Source organism: Nonomuraea sp. NPDC050790, assembly GCF_044456745.1.
GTDB lineage: Bacteria > Actinomycetota > Actinomycetes > Streptosporangiales > Streptosporangiaceae > Nonomuraea.
The window spans coordinates 948,752-965,227 of record NZ_JBITGF010000004.1; the positions used below are offsets into that span (position 1 = coordinate 948,752).

Annotated in this window: 9 protein-coding genes; 3 read left to right on the plus strand and 6 right to left on the minus strand. The window is 70.4% G+C overall.

Annotation, left to right across the window (positions count from 1 at the left end; translation table 11 throughout):
- Positions 1 to 31: 31 nt before the first annotated feature.
- The 6 genes from ACIBEJ_RS24830 to ACIBEJ_RS24855 form a co-directional block, all read right to left on the minus strand.
- Positions 32 to 7,600 (minus strand): DNRLRE domain-containing protein, encoded by a 7,569-nt coding sequence (locus tag ACIBEJ_RS24830; protein ID WP_397185176.1) that lies wholly within the window; start codon positions 7,598 to 7,600, stop codon positions 32 to 34.
- Between the two features lie 325 nt (positions 7,601 to 7,925).
- Positions 7,926 to 8,462 carry a hypothetical protein gene (locus tag ACIBEJ_RS24835; RefSeq protein ID WP_397185177.1) on the minus strand — a complete coding sequence of 179 codons (537 nt, stop codon included), beginning with the start codon at positions 8,460 to 8,462 and terminating at the stop codon, positions 7,926 to 7,928.
- A 587-nt stretch (positions 8,463 to 9,049) separates the two neighbouring features.
- On the minus strand, positions 9,050 to 10,495 hold the full coding sequence (locus ACIBEJ_RS24840) for an amidohydrolase family protein (protein ID WP_397185178.1): 1,446 nt from the start codon (positions 10,493 to 10,495) through the stop codon (positions 9,050 to 9,052).
- Positions 10,492 to 11,643: an NAD(P)/FAD-dependent oxidoreductase gene (locus ACIBEJ_RS24845; RefSeq protein WP_397185179.1), complete on the minus strand. Its 1,152-nt coding sequence runs from the start codon at positions 11,641 to 11,643 to the stop codon at positions 10,492 to 10,494. Before ACIBEJ_RS24845 ends, ACIBEJ_RS24840 begins: the two co-directional genes overlap by 4 nt.
- Positions 11,640 to 11,837: a ferredoxin gene (locus ACIBEJ_RS24850; protein WP_397185180.1), complete on the minus strand. Its 198-nt coding sequence runs from the start codon at positions 11,835 to 11,837 to the stop codon at positions 11,640 to 11,642. Before ACIBEJ_RS24850 ends, ACIBEJ_RS24845 begins: the two co-directional genes overlap by 4 nt.
- Complete coding sequence (locus tag ACIBEJ_RS24855) at positions 11,834 to 12,922, minus strand: cytochrome P450 (protein WP_397185181.1); 1,089 nt, start codon at positions 12,920 to 12,922, stop codon at positions 11,834 to 11,836. Before ACIBEJ_RS24855 ends, ACIBEJ_RS24850 begins: the two co-directional genes overlap by 4 nt.
- A 358-nt stretch (positions 12,923 to 13,280) precedes the next feature.
- Between ACIBEJ_RS24855 and ACIBEJ_RS24860 the strand changes: the two genes are divergently transcribed.
- From ACIBEJ_RS24860 to ACIBEJ_RS24870, 3 genes are read left to right on the plus strand one after another with little or no spacing between them, the layout of a single operon-like run.
- Positions 13,281 to 14,435, plus strand: coding sequence for an FAD-dependent oxidoreductase (locus ACIBEJ_RS24860; protein ID WP_397185182.1), 1,155 nt, complete (start codon positions 13,281 to 13,283; stop codon positions 14,433 to 14,435).
- A 25-nt stretch (positions 14,436 to 14,460) separates the two neighbouring features.
- Positions 14,461 to 15,264 (plus strand): alpha/beta fold hydrolase, encoded by an 804-nt coding sequence (locus ACIBEJ_RS24865; RefSeq protein ID WP_397185183.1) that lies wholly within the window; start codon positions 14,461 to 14,463, stop codon positions 15,262 to 15,264.
- Positions 15,265 to 15,272: 8 nt separating this feature from the next.
- On the plus strand, positions 15,273 to 16,472 hold the full coding sequence (locus ACIBEJ_RS24870) for a nitrate/nitrite transporter (protein WP_397185184.1): 1,200 nt from the start codon (positions 15,273 to 15,275) through the stop codon (positions 16,470 to 16,472).
- Positions 16,473 to 16,476: the final 4 nt, after the last annotated feature.

Sequence of the window (16,476 nt, forward strand, 5' to 3'; positions counted from 1 at the left end):
CACGCTCGGCGGCCCCGCATTCGACGGCCGGCTAGTTCACGATCTTCACCCAGAACGGGCTGTCACTGACCTTGGTGATGGTGTTCTCGGGGTCGTAGTCGAGAAGGCGATAATGACCGTAGAACGCCTTCAGCGCATCCCCGTGGTCCTCGTTGTGGGTCTGCCTGACCCCCTGAACCGAGTAGTGGATCTTGTCCTTCGCCGCTCCCTGCTCGGTCGACGCGAAAGGGTACTCGTCGCACTGCACGTTCCGGTAGCCCCACTGCTGGTACACCTCTTTCGAGTAGTACCGGCAGTAGGTCCCGCCGTAGGGCAGGTCGTAATCATCCTCAGGCACCGCGAACGGAGTGCCCGAGAACACCCTTCTGTTCTTGGCGTAGACGCCCTTCGCCGCTCTCCACAGGGCGGCTCCCTGCAGGGTGTTCGGGGCGGCGGCGTAGTTGCCCCCGATGAGCTTCGGCAGTTCGTTGCCCAGCGGTCCCTTGACGGGCGGGCGGTTCTTTATTCGCCCGTCGGTCGTGTCTCCGGGCCGATAGGGCGGGTAGGTGAGGTGGTTCCGCGCGGGGTCCATGGCCTTCTCGATGTGGTTGATCACATCGAGGAACTCGTCGTCCCTGCTCTTGGACATCGTGAACACCCGGTCGGCTCTCATGTAGATGCACCCGCCGGTGTTCGCGGTCTCCTCACCGAAGTTCCCCAGCTGCCGCCAGTCGCACCGGAAGCTGGGCGACCACGTGGGGTAGACGGGAATGCCCTGTCCCCACCGCACCACGCCGAGCCGGTTGCCGCCGTCGCCGAGGATCTCCTGGTCCCACAGCGGCAGCCGGCCGCGCTTGGCCTCGTACTTGGTGATCGCGGGCTGGAGCTGGCAGACCTCCCTGTCGTGGTTGGCGGGCTTGGTCGTGTTGATCAGGTACTCGAGGTAGGCCGTCGAGCGCCAGTTGGAGATCGTCTTCAACTGGGTGGGGCTGGGGCTGCTGGCAGACACCGCGCAGCCGCCCTCGGTGCCGAGGTCGAACTCGATCTGGACGTCGTTCAGGTCGTCGTCGAGATGGGTCTGCCTGACGCCTCTGTTCCAGATGCCGAAGTCCGAGAGCTTCAGGAAGAACTTGATGTTCTGCGGCTTCAGCCCGTCGGCGCCGGAACCGCCCTTGTAGACGCGGTCTCCGGTGTGGTTGCCGATGTAGGTGTGCGCCACCCAGGTCGCCCGGAAGGTGAACACGTCGTCGTCGGTCACCTTGTCCAGCAGGGCCGCCGGGATCCGCAGGGGGCCGGGGAAGAGCTTGACCCACCAGGCGGTCCGGTTCTTGCGCTTCTTGACGCCGTTCTCGTCGACCTCCTCCCATCCGCCGTGCCCGATCCAGGTGGTCCAGCAGGCCGAGTGCGGGCGCTCCTGCATCCGCGAGTAGGCGTCGAGGAAGCGCGGCGCCCGCTGGGTGGCGTAGCAGGTCTCCAGCGACGGGTGCTTGTACTGGAAGTTGCCGGCCACGGCGGCCGCCGCGGACGTCTTGGCCTTGGCGGACGGCGGCGCGGCCGGGTTCGCCAGCAGGGCGAGGATCTGGGTGGCGTCCAGCGTCCTCTGGAACACCTGGACCTCGTCCAGCGAACCCCTCATCCGGCTGCCGAGCGCCATGGCGGTGGCGGCGTTCCAGGTGGTGAAGCTCACCGGCGCGCTCTTGATCAGCGCACCGTTGAGGTACAGCGAGGCGGTCTTGGCCGCCGCGTCGTACACGCCCGCCAGGTGGAACCACTCCTCCACCGGCGCCCGTCGGCCCGAGAGCGCGCCCTCGACCGTCGCGCCGGCGGTGTCGGCGCTGGTGAAGGTGAACACCAGCCCGTCCTCGGGGTCGTTGCCGAGCCGGAAGGGCGCCTGATGGCCGCCCTTCTGCGCGACGACGTCGTAGTCGCCGTTGGCGTCGCTCCATCGCAGCCAGGCGGCCACGGTGAAGCTCTCGTCCGTCCTGATCACCGGGTCGGCGGTCTGCGCCAGTGGCTCCTCACCCGGATGGACGACGTCGACCTTGAGCACCTGCCAGTCCGACCACGCCGAGGCCGCGGTCGCCGAGGTGGCCCGGGCGCGCCAGCGCACCAGCCAGCCGTCGGTGAGCTTTCCAGCCGGTACGGCGAGGGCCGCTTGGGAGCCGGCCTCGACGCCGGCCACGTTGCCTGCCCAGATCGGCCCGCTGCCCTGACCGCTGGGCGCGGCCGGGTCGTGCTCGATCTCGAACTCCGCGGTGAGCGCGTCACCACGAGGATCGGCGACCTTCGCGGAGAGCGTCGGCGTCTCGACCCGCGTCACCGTCTGGTCGCCGACCTTCTTGGACGGCGTGACCTTGAGGTCGTCCACCGCCGGCACCGAGTCCGGCCGGTCCACGACGAGCTGCTGCCAGCCCGACCACGCCGAGGCCAGCCCACCGAGGTGGGAGCGCACCCGCCAGCGCACCACCCAGCCGTCGCTGAGCTTCCCAGCCGGTACGGCTGCCGCGACCTGCGCTCCCGCGGCCCCTTCGGCCGAGTTCGTCCAGATCTGCCCGGTCCCCTGTCCCTCGGGAGCGGACGGATCGTGCTCGACCTCGAACTCGGCCCGCAGATCGCCACCGGGCCCATAGGTGACCCGCGCCCGCAGCGACGGCGTCAGCACCGGCGTCACCGTCCTGCCGCCGACCTGCTCCGACGGGCTGACCGCGAGCTGGTCCACCCCCGGCTTGGGAATCTCGACGGTGAACTGCTGCCAGCCCGACCACGCCGAGGCCGCGGTCGCCGAGACGGCGCGGGTGCGCCAGCGCACCACCCAGCCATCGGTCAGCTTCCCAGCCGGTACGGCTGCCGCGACCTGCGCTCCCGCGGCCCCTTCGGCCGAGGTCGCCCAGATCTGCCCGGTGCCCTGACCGCTGGGCGCGGCCGGGTCGTGCTCGATCTCGAACTCCGCCGTGAGCGCCTCACCACGCGGGTCGAGCACGGTGGCCCGCAACTGCGGCGTCACCGTGGATGTGACCGTCTTGCCGTCCACCTGCTCCGACGGCGTGACCTGCAGCTCCTGTACGGCGGGCGCCGAGTCCGGCTGGTCCACGACGAGCTGCTGCCAGTCCGACCACGCCGAGGCGGCCGTGCCCGCGACCGACCGCACCCGCCAGCGCACGATCCACCCGTCGGTGAACTTTCCAGCCGGTACGGCGGCCGCGACCTGGGATCCGGCGGCCCCTTCGGCCGAGGTCGCCCAGATCTGCCCGGTCCCCTGTCCCTCGGGAGCGGACGGATCGTGCTCGACCTCGAACTCGGCCCGCAGCCGGCCGCCGGGCGCGTACGTGACCTGCGCGTGCAGCGACGGCGTGAGCACGGTGGTGACGGTCTTGCCGTCGACCACCTGCGACGGCGTGACCTGGAGCTGGCCGACACCGGGCTTGGGCACGGCGACCTTCACCTGCTGCCAGGCCGACCAGGTGGAGGAGTTGGCGCCGGCCAGCGAGCGCAGCCGCCAGCGCACCAGCCAGCCGTCGGCCAGCCTGCCTTCGGCGACGGGCAGCGCGACAGCCGTACCGGATGCGACGTTGTCCAGTGCGGCGGCCCAGATCCGGCCGCTGCCCTGGCCCTGCGGCGCGGCCGGGTCGTGCTCCAGCTCGACCTCCACGCGCGAGGCGCCACCCTGCGGGTGGGACACGAGCGCGCGCAGCTCGGGCGTCAGCGACGGCGTGAGCGTCATCCCGTCCTGGGTCTGCGACGGAACGACCTGGAGCTGGCTGACCGCAGGGTCGGTGGCCGGGTCGAAGACGTCGGTCCTGAACCGCTGCCACGGCGACCAGCCCGGGGTGGAACCCGGCGTGGTGGCCCTGACGCGGAACTCGTACTCGATCCGGTCGGACAGCCGCCCCGCCGGCACGGTCACCGACGCCACGGACCCGGAGGCCACGCCCGTCACGCTCGCCGACCAGAACACCGTGTCGGTGGCCCAGTCGGCGACCTGGAAGTCGACCGTGGACGCGCCGCCGAGGGCGTCGGTGACGCGGGCCAGCAAGGTCGGGGTGAGCGAGGCGGTCACCGTGCTCGTGCCGACCGTCTCCGACGGCGTGACCTGGAACTGGTCCACCACGGCCTCGGGCACGTCCACCGTGAAGATCTGCCACGACGACCAGGCCGGGGTGGATCCCGGCGTGGTGGCCCTGACCCGCCACTCGTACTTCACGCCGTCGCTCAGGACGCCGCCCGGCACCACGACGGTGGCGTTGCCTCCCGACGCGACGTCGTTCAGCGAGCGCGACCACCGCACGGTGTCGGTGGCCCAGTCGGCGACCTGGAACTCGACCGTCGAAGGACCGCCCAGCGCGTCGGTCACCCGCGCGCGCAGGGTCGGGGTCAGGGAGCTGGTGACGGTGGCGGTGCCGGAGCCCGTCGAGGGGGTGAGCTGGAACTGGTCCACCACCGGCTCGGGCACGTTCACGGTGAAGTACTGGTACGGCGTCCAGGGGGAGGAGGCGCCGCTGCCCGTACCCTTGACGCGCCATTCGTACTTGATGCCGTCGAGCAGTTTTCCAGCGGGAACCGCGATCGACGCCTGCGCGCCGGAGGCGACGTTCTGCACCGAACCCGACCACACGACGACGTCGTCGGACCAGCGCGCCACCTGGAAGTCGACCGTGCCGCTGTTGCCCAGCTTGTCGACGAGCCTGGCCCGGAGCGTCGGCGTCAGCGTGGAGGTGACGATCGTGTCCCCGGTGCCCGTCGACGGGGTCACCTGGAGCTGGTCCACCGCGGGCGCGGCGTCCACGGTGAAGTACTGGTAGGGCGTCCAGGCCGGGGTGGATCCGGGCGTGGTGGCCCTGACGCGCCACTCGTACTTCGTGAGATCGAGCAGCTTCCCGGCCGGGACCGTCACGGAGATCTGCGAGCCGGACGCCACCCCGGACAGGCTCGTCGACCACACGACCACGTCGTCGGACCAGCGGGCCACCTGGACGTCGACCGCGGCCGGGCCGCCGAGCGGGTCGGTGACCCTCGCCTTCATCGTCGGGGTCAGGGAGGAACTCCTGATGTCGGCGCCGGTGCCCGACGACGGGGTGAGCTGGAACTGGTCCACGACGGCCTCGGGCACGTCCACCGTGAAGTACTGGTACGCCGACCAGGCGGAGGCGCCGCCTGCCGACGTGGCGCGTACCTGCCACTCGTATTTGACGCCGTCGAGCAGCTTGCCCGCGGCGACCGCGAGCGAGGCCTGCGTGCCCGAGGGCACGTTGGCGACGGAGCCCGACCACACGTGGCTGTCGTCGGAGTACTTGAGCACGCGGAACTCGACCGTCGAGGCGGCCGACGCGGCGTCGGTCGGGGTCGCCTTGAGCGCGGGCGTCAGCGACGACGTCACGATGCCGGCACTGGTCGTCTGCGACGGGGTCAGGGCGAAGCCGGTGACCGTGGGAGCGGCCGCCAGCGAGGTCCGCCGGGCGGGCGAGGCGGGCGAGGCGGGGGCGTTGGTCAGCCCGGTGTCGTTCTTGCCCGCGGTCCACGAGGCCGTCTCGTTCAGCTTCGCGTCGTGGCCCTTGCCCGAGGAGTCGCTCGCCGTGTCGCCGGAGCCCTCGTCGAACGTCCAGTGACCGGCGGCCCGCTTCGGGGTGCTGAACGACCACGTGTGGGTGATCATCCTGTTCTCCCACTCGTCGGCCGCGTCCGACAGCACCGCGGTGTAGGTGGTTCCCGCGGTCAGCGCGCGCTCCGGCGTGAAGGTCACGACCGTCCCGCCGCCGTCGTACGTCGCCGTCGCCGCCACCTCGACGCCGCCGGCGTCCTTCAGCAGGAGGGCGGCCTCGGTGACCGGTTCGGAGAAGGTGGCCTTCAGCTTCGTGTCGAGGGGGACGTCGGCGGCGCCGTTCGCGGGCTCGACGCTGAGCACGCGCGGCCCGAGGGTGTCCTCGCCGGTTCCGTCCTCGCCGTCGTTGCCGCTCGGGCTGCGGTCGAGTTCGTCCGTGATGGCCTCGAAGGGCTCGCCCTCGCGCCGGCCGGCGATGCGACCGGCGAACGTGTTGTCGATCCTGGTGCGCTCGCTGCCCTCCGGCTCGTAGACCGACCGGGCGCGGGCCTCCTCGAACGTCGGCAGGCTCGTGATCGGGTCCGGCGACATGAACGTGAAGCCGTCCACCTTGGGTGGGGAGGGGGCCTCGTACTCGAGGAAGAAGTAGGGGTGGTGGCTGCCGTCGGGGGAGGTCTCCGGGTAGTTGCCCGACAGGTACTGGCGCCAGTTGTTCCCGCCGGACTCGGCCACCGAGCGGACCATCAGGCCGTGGTTGGCCGTCCCGTTCGCCCAGGCCTGCGCGATCTCCTCGATGGAGTACCAGAGCTCGCCCTCGGCCATCCAGCCGGAGCAGTTCGCGTCCTTGCCGTAGGGGTTGATCACGTGCCCGTCGGCCACGGCGAGCGGCTGCCCCGACCACGTGATCGTGGTGGGGGTCCAGGCGGCCGCGACGCGGTGCATGGAGACGCCGCCGACCTCGCCGCAGGCGTGGGAGATGTAGTTCCACAGCGTGACGTTCGCGTCGAGGATCCGCCGGCCCATGAACGGCGCGTCCCTGAGGTCGAACTTCAGGTACGACCGGTAGTTGTAACCGTCGCGGCGCCCGGCGAAGATCGCGTTGCTGTTGGCCGAGTAGCTGCCGTTGACGTAGCTGCCGCCGTTGGCGATGAACGTGTCGGCCGGAGCGCCGGCCCCGTGCCACGGCGTCGGGTTGCCCGCGGCCACCGTGACCGGGTAGGTCACCGCGGGGTCGGCCAGGAACGCCGCGTCGGGGGAGAGCACGAGCGCGGCGTCCTTGAGGGTCGTGGTGGCCGTGCCCGCCCGGCCGCTGCCTGGCCTGGCGGTCTCCTTGGCGTCGGTGATCGGAAGCGCCGACAGGTCCGCGATCTCCTTGCCGCCCGCGAGCGCCGCCGGCTTGCCCTTGGCCGACTTGCCGATGGACATTCCGGCGGGCGGGTCGATCCGCACCGGCAGTTTGAGCTGCTTGGCCGGGCGCTCGCGGATCACGATCTGCTGCTGGTAGCCCGTGGGGGTCACGGTGACGACCAGGTCGATGCCGCGGCCGTAGACGGAGCGGTACGTCGCGCTCTGGCCGGACAGCTCGGGCGCGGGCAGGTTGCCCGGCGCGGCGATGCTGATCTCGCCTGGGCTGCCCTGCTTGAGCCCGAGGAACTCGCCCTTGGCGACCAGCAGGGGAGCGGTGCCGCCGTTGGACAGCTTGAGGTCCAGCTTGGCCATCCGGGGTCTGACGACTCCGTTCTCCACGACGAGGGTCGGGTCGACCTTGTGCCATTCCCCGTCACGCCGGACACGGACGACGGTGCTCGACACGTACGTCTTGACCGTCTTGCCGCCGGGTGTGGCGAACGTCGTCATGTTCTCGGTGTGCAGGCTGGGGATCTCCACCTCCTTGCCTGTTCGCTTGGCTTCGACCTTGGCCAGGTCCACCAGGCTCGGCTCGGCCGGGGTGGTGGTGGAGGCCGGGGCCGGAGGGGGCGTGCGTTCGGCGACGGCCGGGGCCGCCAGGATCGATGTGGTGATCGCGAAGGCGGCCAGGAATGCGCTTCCGCGGCGCGGCGCGGCGGATAAGCCGGTGGGATTCACATGCACCCTTTCAGGCACAACGACAGAATGAGGCCGATCGTGGCAGTCCATAAATTGGATGTAAAGATTGTTTGGGTGATCGGCGCGCGGCCCTCTGTCATTGTGGCTGGTGGGGCCCTCTTCAATGGCTTCGAGTGATAATGTGCTGGCGTTTACGGGGTCCCGGGCAGGTGAAATTGATAACTCTAGCGAGCCTCTCTATATTTTCACTACATGCCCTTCGGCCGTGCTGTCCTCGGGGTCCTGTCCGTGCTTGGCCAGGGGCGCAACCGCGTATGGCGCCTCCGGGCCGGGGTCCCTGGCCGCCTGCGCCGTGCCGTTCGGCTCACGGGGCGCTTGCGGGTCCCTCGGTATTGCTCGTTTGATCGAGCGGGGTTTCTTCGGCTCCGAGGTTCTTGCGGAACCAGGCGTCGCGGCCCGGTGTCCCCGTGTCGGCAATTCCCTCGTCCGGCGGCACAACTGTTCCGGAAATATCCGGCCTTTGTATGCTTCGAGCGATGTTGTACATCCGTGCGGGGTCGTTGCTTATGAGCCGGACCCCGGAGATCGAGATCCGGCTCGCCTGGGCCAGGACGGCCAACTGGTAGGGGCGCGGCCGGACGAAGTTGCGGGCGTAGGTGATCAGGTGGCGTATCTGGTCGTCGATGAGCGCCTTCTGCCGCGATAGCTGGTCGAGCTTGTAGATCACCGCATCGAAGCTCGTTTTGTCGTCTTTGGGGGCTTCTTGCGCATCATGCAGGCCCTGTTCTTCGAGTATCCGGTTTGTCGTTATTTGCGCAAACTGCTCATAGTAGGTGAAGCCCCTCTCCCCGTCGGGCATCTGGTGAAGAATGCGGACAATGTCGCTGATGGTCGAGTCCATTGCTCCTCCTGACATTCTTTGCATTGACTGCACATGATGGCACACCGTCTGTCGGTCAATTCCACCGAAAATGGCAGGCAGGATGAGAATTGTCATTCCGAGTAGCAGGAATCCTCGCCCGGCTGGCGACGCGCCTGCGATCTTGTGGGAGCGTCTATCGCGATGGCGAACTCACACGTCTCCATCGACCAAAAGGGAACGGCCTCCGCCGTACACGGAGGCCGTTCTTTGCGGCCCCCAGGTAACATGGAAGGAATCCGCGTAATGACAGTACCGTCTTCATCTGGCGATCGGGAAGGCAATGTTCCCGCCGGCCGGTCCGAGCGCCTGCCCCTTCGCTGGGCGGTGATCATCATTGATGGTTCCGCCATACCGATCGACCGCGTGGCCGACGAGCCGGCCGAGAACCGCGACGAGCTCCCGTTCGCGTCCACCCTGTCGGTGGCGCAGGTCGGTGGGGCACACGCCGCACGCCCTGAACGTTCACCGCGGCCGTGCCGTGGCCGGGACCACGACGGTCGCTAGGCCCTTGCCTAGCGCGATCACGCCAAGAGGGGAAGCGGCCGGGCCGGCCGCTTCCCCGGGTCTTAGGTGGTCATGTAAGCCTGTGCGTAGTTCACGCTGGCGCCGCGTTCGACCTGGCCCACGAAGTCGGCCAGCTCGGAGGGGGCGAACCGGTGCCGCGTGGCCACCAAGCGCTCGATGTTGTCCAGGGCCGTGTCGGCCTTGGCGCGCAGCGCCGCCAGATCGTGCCCGACCAACCGGCCGTCGCGCTTGCGGAACTCCCCGTTCACCAGCACGGTCTCAACGTCGGCCGCCGTCGACTGCAGGACCACGGTGGCGGTGGGGTGGCTGGAGCGGACCAGGTTCCAGCGCGGCTTGACGACGATGACGTCGGCGAGCTTGCCGGGCGTCAGTGAGCCGATCTTGGACGACAGGCCCATGATCGCGGCCCCGTTGGTGGTGGCCCAGGTGAGCGCGTCACGGATCTTGAGGTCGACCTGGATCGGCGAACGCCCCTCGGCGTGCACCGGCAGCGCGTCCATGGCGCGCTGGTGCTGCAGGGCCAGGCGCATCTGGCCGAACAGGTCGCCCGAGCCGCAGATGATGCTGTCGGTGCCGACGCCGGGCGCGATGCCGTGCCGCATGGCCTGGCGGAGGGGGAGCAGACCCATGCCCATCTGCAGCTCCGTCTCGGGCGAGGTGACGACGTGCGCGCCGCTGTCGCCGAGCAGCTTCCACTCCTGCTCGTCCAGGCCGTTGCAGTGCACATGCAGGTGGCCCGGAAGGAGCAGATCGTGGTCGTTGAGCTCGCGCAGGCCGCGCAGCAGCGTCGATCCGGCCGCCGCTCCGGTGTGCGAGGCCCCGTGTACGGCCAGCTCCCGCGCGAGCCGGACCTCGGCCGCGGTGTCGTTGAACGGGATGGTGCCGAAGTCCGTGTAGAGCATGCCCATCTGGTACATGTCATCGGAGCCCGGGAAGTACTCCGCGCGCAGCCGGGCGGCGTCGGCCAGCCGTTCGCCGTGGCTGTGGAAGGAGGGCGGCTGGACGTCGTAGCGCTGCATGCCGTACGCGTAGACCGAGCGCAGCCCGGCGGCGCGCAGGCCCTCGACGTTGGCGTCGGCGTGCGCGGGGCTGTTGACGCAGTCGGAGCAGTCGAAGATGGAGGTGACGCCCGCGTCGAGCGCCTCCAGCGAGCCGACCAGGGTGGCGACGCCCATGTCCTCGGCCCGCATGATCGCGCCGGTGGTGTAGAAGGTGTTGGCGATGAACTCCAGCAGGGCCTGGTCGCCGGAGATGCCGCGCAGCAGCGCGAGCCAGGTGTGCCGGTGGCTGTCGATCATGCCGGGCAGGACGTAGCCGCCGGTGGCGTCGATCCGCTCGGCGTCCACGCCGGCGAGGTCGTCGGCCGACCGGGCCACCTGGACGATCTTCTCGTTCTCGATCAGTACGGCCCCGCCGTCCACGTCCCCGAGTTCGGGGTCCATGCTGACGATCAGTCCGCCGGAGATGATGGTGCGCTTCGTGCTCATGGGATGACCTCGCCTATCGGGGGGAAGGCGGCGAGCCGCCGGAGTCTGACTATGGGCATGCGGTGGTTGACGGTGGCCGCCGCGACGGGAGCGCCGCCCGACCACCACTGCAGGACGAGCGTGCGCTCCGCCCGGTCACCGGAGACGACCACCGGCTCCTCCTCGGCCGGGATGGTTCCGCACACCTTGATGGACAGGCCGAACTGCTCGGTCCAGAAGTACGGGCGGGCCTGGTAGGCAGGCGCCGAATCGGGAGCCAGCAGCGTGGCCGCCGCGGCCTCGCCCTGGTCGAGGGCGTTGGTCCACAGCGGGGTTCGCACGGGGCCCGCCGGGGTGGGCAGGAGCACCACGTCTCCGGCGGCGACGACTCCGGGAGCCGCCGCCAGCCGGTCGTCGACGAGCAGGCCGCCGGCGCAGGCCAGGCCGGAGCCGGTCAGCCACTCGGTGTTCGCGACCTCGCCCGCCGCCGTGATCACCAGGTCGGCCTCGGCCCGGTCGCGGCCGGACACCACCGCGTGCTCGGTGACGTGCGCGGGCCCGGCCGCCTGGACGAAACGCACACCCGCGTCGCGCGCCGCCTCCATGATCAGATCGGCCAGGTAGCCGCCGACGTGCCGGCGCATCGGTGGCAGGAAGTCGAGTACGCGCACCTCCCGGCCCAGGCTCCGGCAGACCGAGGCGATCTCCATGCCGAGTGGTCCGCCGCCGGCCACTGCCACCGAGCCGGCGCTCGCCAGCCGCTCGCGCAGGCCGAGGGCGTCGTCCATGGTCCGCAACCGCACCTCGCGCGCCCTGTCCCCGGGCGTCCTGGCGAGGGAACGAGCGCGCGCGCCGGTGGCGACGACCAGCCCGTCGAATCCGTCCTGCTCTCCCGTGGACAGCCGCAGCCGCCGGGCATGGACGTCGAGCCCGGTCGCGCGTACGCCGAGCCGTACGTCGACGCCCTCCGCCACGTGGAGGCCGGCCGAATCGGCGTCGCTCAAGCCGAGCAGGACGTCCTTGGACAACGGCGGCCGGCTGTACGGCAGGCGGTCCTCCGCGCAGTAGAGCGTGACGCGCCCGTCGAACCCGGCGGCGCGCAGCGCGTTGGCGGCGGCGACCCCGGCCTGCGAGCCGCCCACGACCGCCACGCGGCGAAGCGCCGTCACGGCACGATCTTCAGCGCCGCCACCGGGCAGACCCCGGCTGCCGCCTTCGCATCCGCCTCGCGCGCGGCGGGCACCTCCTCGCCGTCGTAGGCGTAGTGCAGGTCGCCGGCGTCGTCGAGGCGGAAGATGTCTCCGGCCCGTTCCTCGCACATGCCGTGCCCCTCGCAGCGGGCGTAGGCGACGATCACTTTCACGGTCGTGCTCCTTGGATGACCTGGGTGGGCAGCGTGTCGAACGCGCGCATCAGGTTGTTGACGGTCCTGCGCTCACCGGAGACCTCGAATCGGGCCACCCGCCGGGCCAGGGCCTTCAGGACGGCGTGCGCCTCCAGCCGGGCCAGCCCCTGACCGGCGCAGCCGTGCGCGCCGTACCCGAAACCGACATGTTCGACCGGGTTGCGCGTCACGTCGAAGACGTCCGGCCGCTCCCACTTGCGCTCGTCGCGGTTGGCGGCGGCGAACATCACCAGCACCTGGGATCCCGCCGGGATCGGCACACCGGCGATCTCGACGTCGCGCGCCACCCGGCGGCCGAACTGGCGGACCGGCGTCTCGAAACGGATCACCTCGTTGAAGGCCATGGCCACCAGCGATGGATCGTTCCTGACCAGGTCCCACTGCGCGGGGTGCCGGGCGAAGAGCCAGATCGCCGAGCTCAGGCCGGTGACCGTGGTGTCCAGGGAGGGCACCAGGTAGTCGATCATCAGGGAGATCGCCTGCTCCTGGTCGACCAGCCCCTCGTCCATGGCGTCCAGGACGCAGTGCGCCAGGCCGCCGGGCTGCGGGGAACGCTCGTGCACCAGCCGGGAGGCGTACTCGGCCATCCGGCCCGAGACCGCCAGCGACGCCTTCGCGCGCTCGTTGAGCGGGCCGTGGCAGTTGAAGTTGGCGGCGGCCCAGTCGATCAGATGCTCTCGGCCCTCCTCGGGGATGCCGATGAAGTCGGGCACGATCGCCATCACCATGTCGCGGGCCAGGTGGCCCACCGAGTCGAACGAACCTCGCGCGACCGCCCGCTCCACCGCCGCCGCCGCGACCTCCTCGACCCGGGCCTTCATCGGCCGCAGCGCCTTCGGGGTCAGCTTGTGGCCGACGAGGCCGCGCAGGAACGCGTGCCGTTCGCCGTCGCTGGCGAACATGGAGCCGCGCAGCAGGTCGTTGTAGTGCTCGTTCAGGGAGACGCCGCCGCCGGTGCGGAAGGTCTCGTCATCTCCGAGTACGGCACGCACCTGCTCGTGACGCGGCAGCGCGTAGACCTGATGCCGCTCCAGCCACACCACGGGACCGAGGTCCCGCAGGGCACGGTAGTGCGGATAAGGATCGAGGATCGCATCCTCTGTGTACAGGTCCTCGACGTATGCGGGAACGATGGCGCACCTCCCTCTTCGACGGTTTTGAACTCGCTCGAAGCCCACATGGGCCGAGATCAGGGAAAAACCCGCAACACCGCGGTGGGGTATGGGGGTCTGCCGATGGTCTCGTGCCGGGCCGCCGGCGACCAATCTCAATCCCGCCCGGATCCATGACCGTCCAGGCATAGGTCGATTCGGGTATACCTCCCGCCTGATTAGGCATTAGTCCGACATGGGGGTCCGGGGACACCATCACCTGACAGCTCGAAGCGAGAGAAGGTGAGCGGTGACTCCCACATCACGGCATGCGCTGGTCATCGGCGCGGGCATCGGTGGGCTGACCGCGGCGGCGGCCCTGGCCCAGCGCGGCTGGACCGTCCAGTTGCACGAGCGCGACCCCGAGATCAGGGCGATCGGCGCCGGCATCTACCTGTGGAGCAACGGGTTGTCGGTCCTGCGCGCCCTGGGCGTGTTCGACGAGGCGGTCGAGGGCGCCCACCTCGGTCCGGTCCTGGAGAGCCGCGACCGGCGCGGCCGCGTCGTCGAGAGCATCCCGATCAACGGCTCGGGCGGGCCCGAGCTCTACACGATCCTGCGCCGGAAGCTGATCGACGCGCTGGCGGGCGCGGCGATCCGGGCCGGAGTGGAGATCATCAACGGCTCCGCCGCGGTCGCCGCGTCGCCGGCGGGCGAGGTGGAGTTCGCCGACGGCAGCAGGCGGCGCGGCGATCTGGTCGTCGCGGCCGACGGGGTCAACTCGCGGCTGCGTGACTCGCTCGGCCTGCTACGACGGCGCGTACACATGCCACAGGGCGCGGCGCGGATGCTCATCGCGCGCCGCCCCGGCTTCGTCGCCGCCGAGGACGAGGCGAAGTACATCGAGTACTTCCCCGGCAGCCGCCGCATCCTCTACACCCCCTCCAGCGCCGACCGCCTCTACGTCGCGCTGGTCTGCTCCACCGGCGACGCGGCCGCCCAGCGGACGCCGCTGGACAAGGACACCTGGCTGCGGTCGTTCCCGCTGCTGGAAGACCTCATCGGGGACCTCGGCGCGGAGAGCCGCTGGGACCGCTTCGAGTACCTGGAGCTCAGGCGATGGTCGGCCGGCGCGGTCGCGGTCCTCGGCGACGCCGCACACGCCCAGCCGCCCTACCTGGGGCAGGGCGGCGGCTGCGCGATGATGAACGCCCTCGGTCTCGCCGAGGCGGTCACCTTCGGCGAGGGCGGCCTGGAAGCACGGCTGCGCCGCTGGGAAGCCGCCGAGCGCCCGGTGATCCAGCACACCCAGCGCTTCTCCTACCGCCTCGGACACCTCAACCCGCTGCCCGACCGCCCTCGGGCGGCCCTCCTGGCCCTGATGAACCACTCGCGGGCGCTCGCCAGGATGCGCATGCGCGCCGCGACCACCGTTCCCACCGGAATGACCCGGTTTCCGGCGTGACCCCACGCCGGCGGAAGGAAGATCTATGGAAACCCTGGTCGTCGACGGCAACCCGATCGACTACGACGTCACCGGGACGAGCGGCCCGACGCTGGTGCTCCTCAGCGGGTGGTGCCAGGACCATCGCCTGTTCGGCCACGTGCTCCCGCTGCTGGCGGAGCGGCACCGGGTGATCCGCGCCGACTGGCGCGGGCACGGCGCCGTCCGTTCCGTCGACGCCGACTTCGGGTCCGCCGAGCAGGCCGCCGACGTGATCGCGCTGATGGACGCCCTCGGCGTCGACCGGTTCGTCCCCGTCTCCACCTCGCACGGCGGCTGGGCCAACATGGAGATCGTCGACCGGCTGAGTCCCGAGCGGGTGCCCGGTTCCGTGGTCATCGACTGGATCATGGTGGAGGCCTGGCCGGAGTTCATCCAGGACCTGCGCGACATCCAGGATCCCGGCCGCTGGCTCGCCGGGCGTCAGCGCCTGTTCGACTTCTGGCTCGGCGGCACCGCGCACCCCGCGGTCGCCCGCCACCTCGCCGAGGAGATGGCGTCCTTCGACTTCGACATGTGGGCGCGCTCCTGCCGGGTCATCGAGAACGCCTACGCCACCTGGGGCTCGCCGCTGCGCAGGATGGCGGCCGTGCCGGCGCGCCGGCCGATCGCCCACCTGTTCTCGCAGCCGAGCCTGCCCGACTACGAGGCCGTCCAGCGGGAGTTCGCCGCGGCCAACCCCTGGTTCCAGCCGCACCGCATCCCGGGCCGGACGCACTTCCCGACACTCGAGTCACCCGCCGTCCTGGCGGGGCTCGTGGAGAAGTTCGCCGCCTCGGCCGGCCTTTAGGAGGCAGAGTGGACCGCCCCTCCCGTCCATGGTGGATGCTGGCGATCGTCTCCGCCGGATTCGTCGCGATGACGATCAACTGGTTCAACATCGCGGCCGGATTCGGCCAGATCAGCCAGACCTTCCACCTGGACATCCCCGAAGTCGCCCTGTTGATCTCCGTGTTCGTCGTCGGCTACGGCGTCTTCCACATCCCCGGCGGAATGCTGGCCACACGCATGGGCATGCGCTGGGTGCTCGCCCTCGGCCTCGCCGTGGAGGGTGTCGCCGCCGTCCTCTCGGCGATGGCCACGGACTTCACGACCCTGGTCGTCTTCCGCGTCCTGTGCGGCATCGGCGCCTCGGTGTTCGCCGCCGTGGGCGTCGCGGCCGTCAGCGTCTGGTTCCGGCATCGCCACCACGCGCTGGCCTTGGGCATCACCTCCGCCTGCTTCAGCGTCGGCTCGGCCGCGGGCCTGTACACCTGGCGCGATCTCACCGACGCCTACGGCTGGCGCACGGCGCTGGTCGCCGGGGGCGTGCTCTGCGTGGTCGTCGGCCTGGTGACCGCCGTCGCGTTCCGGGTCCCCGCGGGCGGCGACCATCTGCGCGGCATCCGCCTGACGCGCGCCGCGGTGCGCGAGAGCCTCATGAACCGCGGCATCTGGCTGTACGGCGCGGCCTTCCTCGGCGCCTACGGCGCGTTCATCGCCGGTTCCCAGTTGATCGCCGGATACGGGCTCGACCAGAAGCGCATCGGCCCGGGCGAGGTGGCGCTCGCCGCCTTCCTCATCGGGATCGGGGGCGTACCCGGCAGCGTCGCGGGTGGCTGGCTCAGCGACCGGCTGTCCAGGCGCCGCGACGTCTTCGTCGTGGCGGCGGCGCTCGAAGGGGTGTTCATCCTGCTCGTGCCCCTGAGCGGGCCCGGCTGGTTCTGGCTGCCCGCCCTCGGCATCGGCTTCATGTTCAACTTCGCGCTGGCCGTGTGGCAGACCATCCCCGGCGACTGGCCGGGCCTGTCCCAGGAGAACATCGGCACCGCCTTCGGGCTGATGCTGACGGTCTCGGCGGTGGGCGGGTTCGCGCTGCCGTACCTCTTCGGGGAGATCGCCTCCACCGAGGGCTACTTCCTGGCATGGTCCGCGCTCGGGGTGCTCAGCATCGGCTGCGCGCTGCTGGGCCTGCTCAACAAGGAGACCCGGCCGGCGCTCGCCCGGTCCCTGACCTGAAGAT

Bases quoted from the DNA above. Each gene is read 5' to 3' on its own strand.
- ACIBEJ_RS24835 (WP_397185177.1), bottom strand. From the start codon at position 8,462: ATGGACTCGACCATCAGCGACATTGTCCGCATTCTTCACCAGATGCCC.
- ACIBEJ_RS24840 (WP_397185178.1), bottom strand. From the start codon at position 10,495: ATGAGCACGAAGCGCACCATCATCTCCGGCGGACTGATCGTCAGCATG.
- ACIBEJ_RS24865 (WP_397185183.1), top strand. From the start codon at position 14,461: ATGGAAACCCTGGTCGTCGACGGCAACCCGATCGACTACGACGTCACC.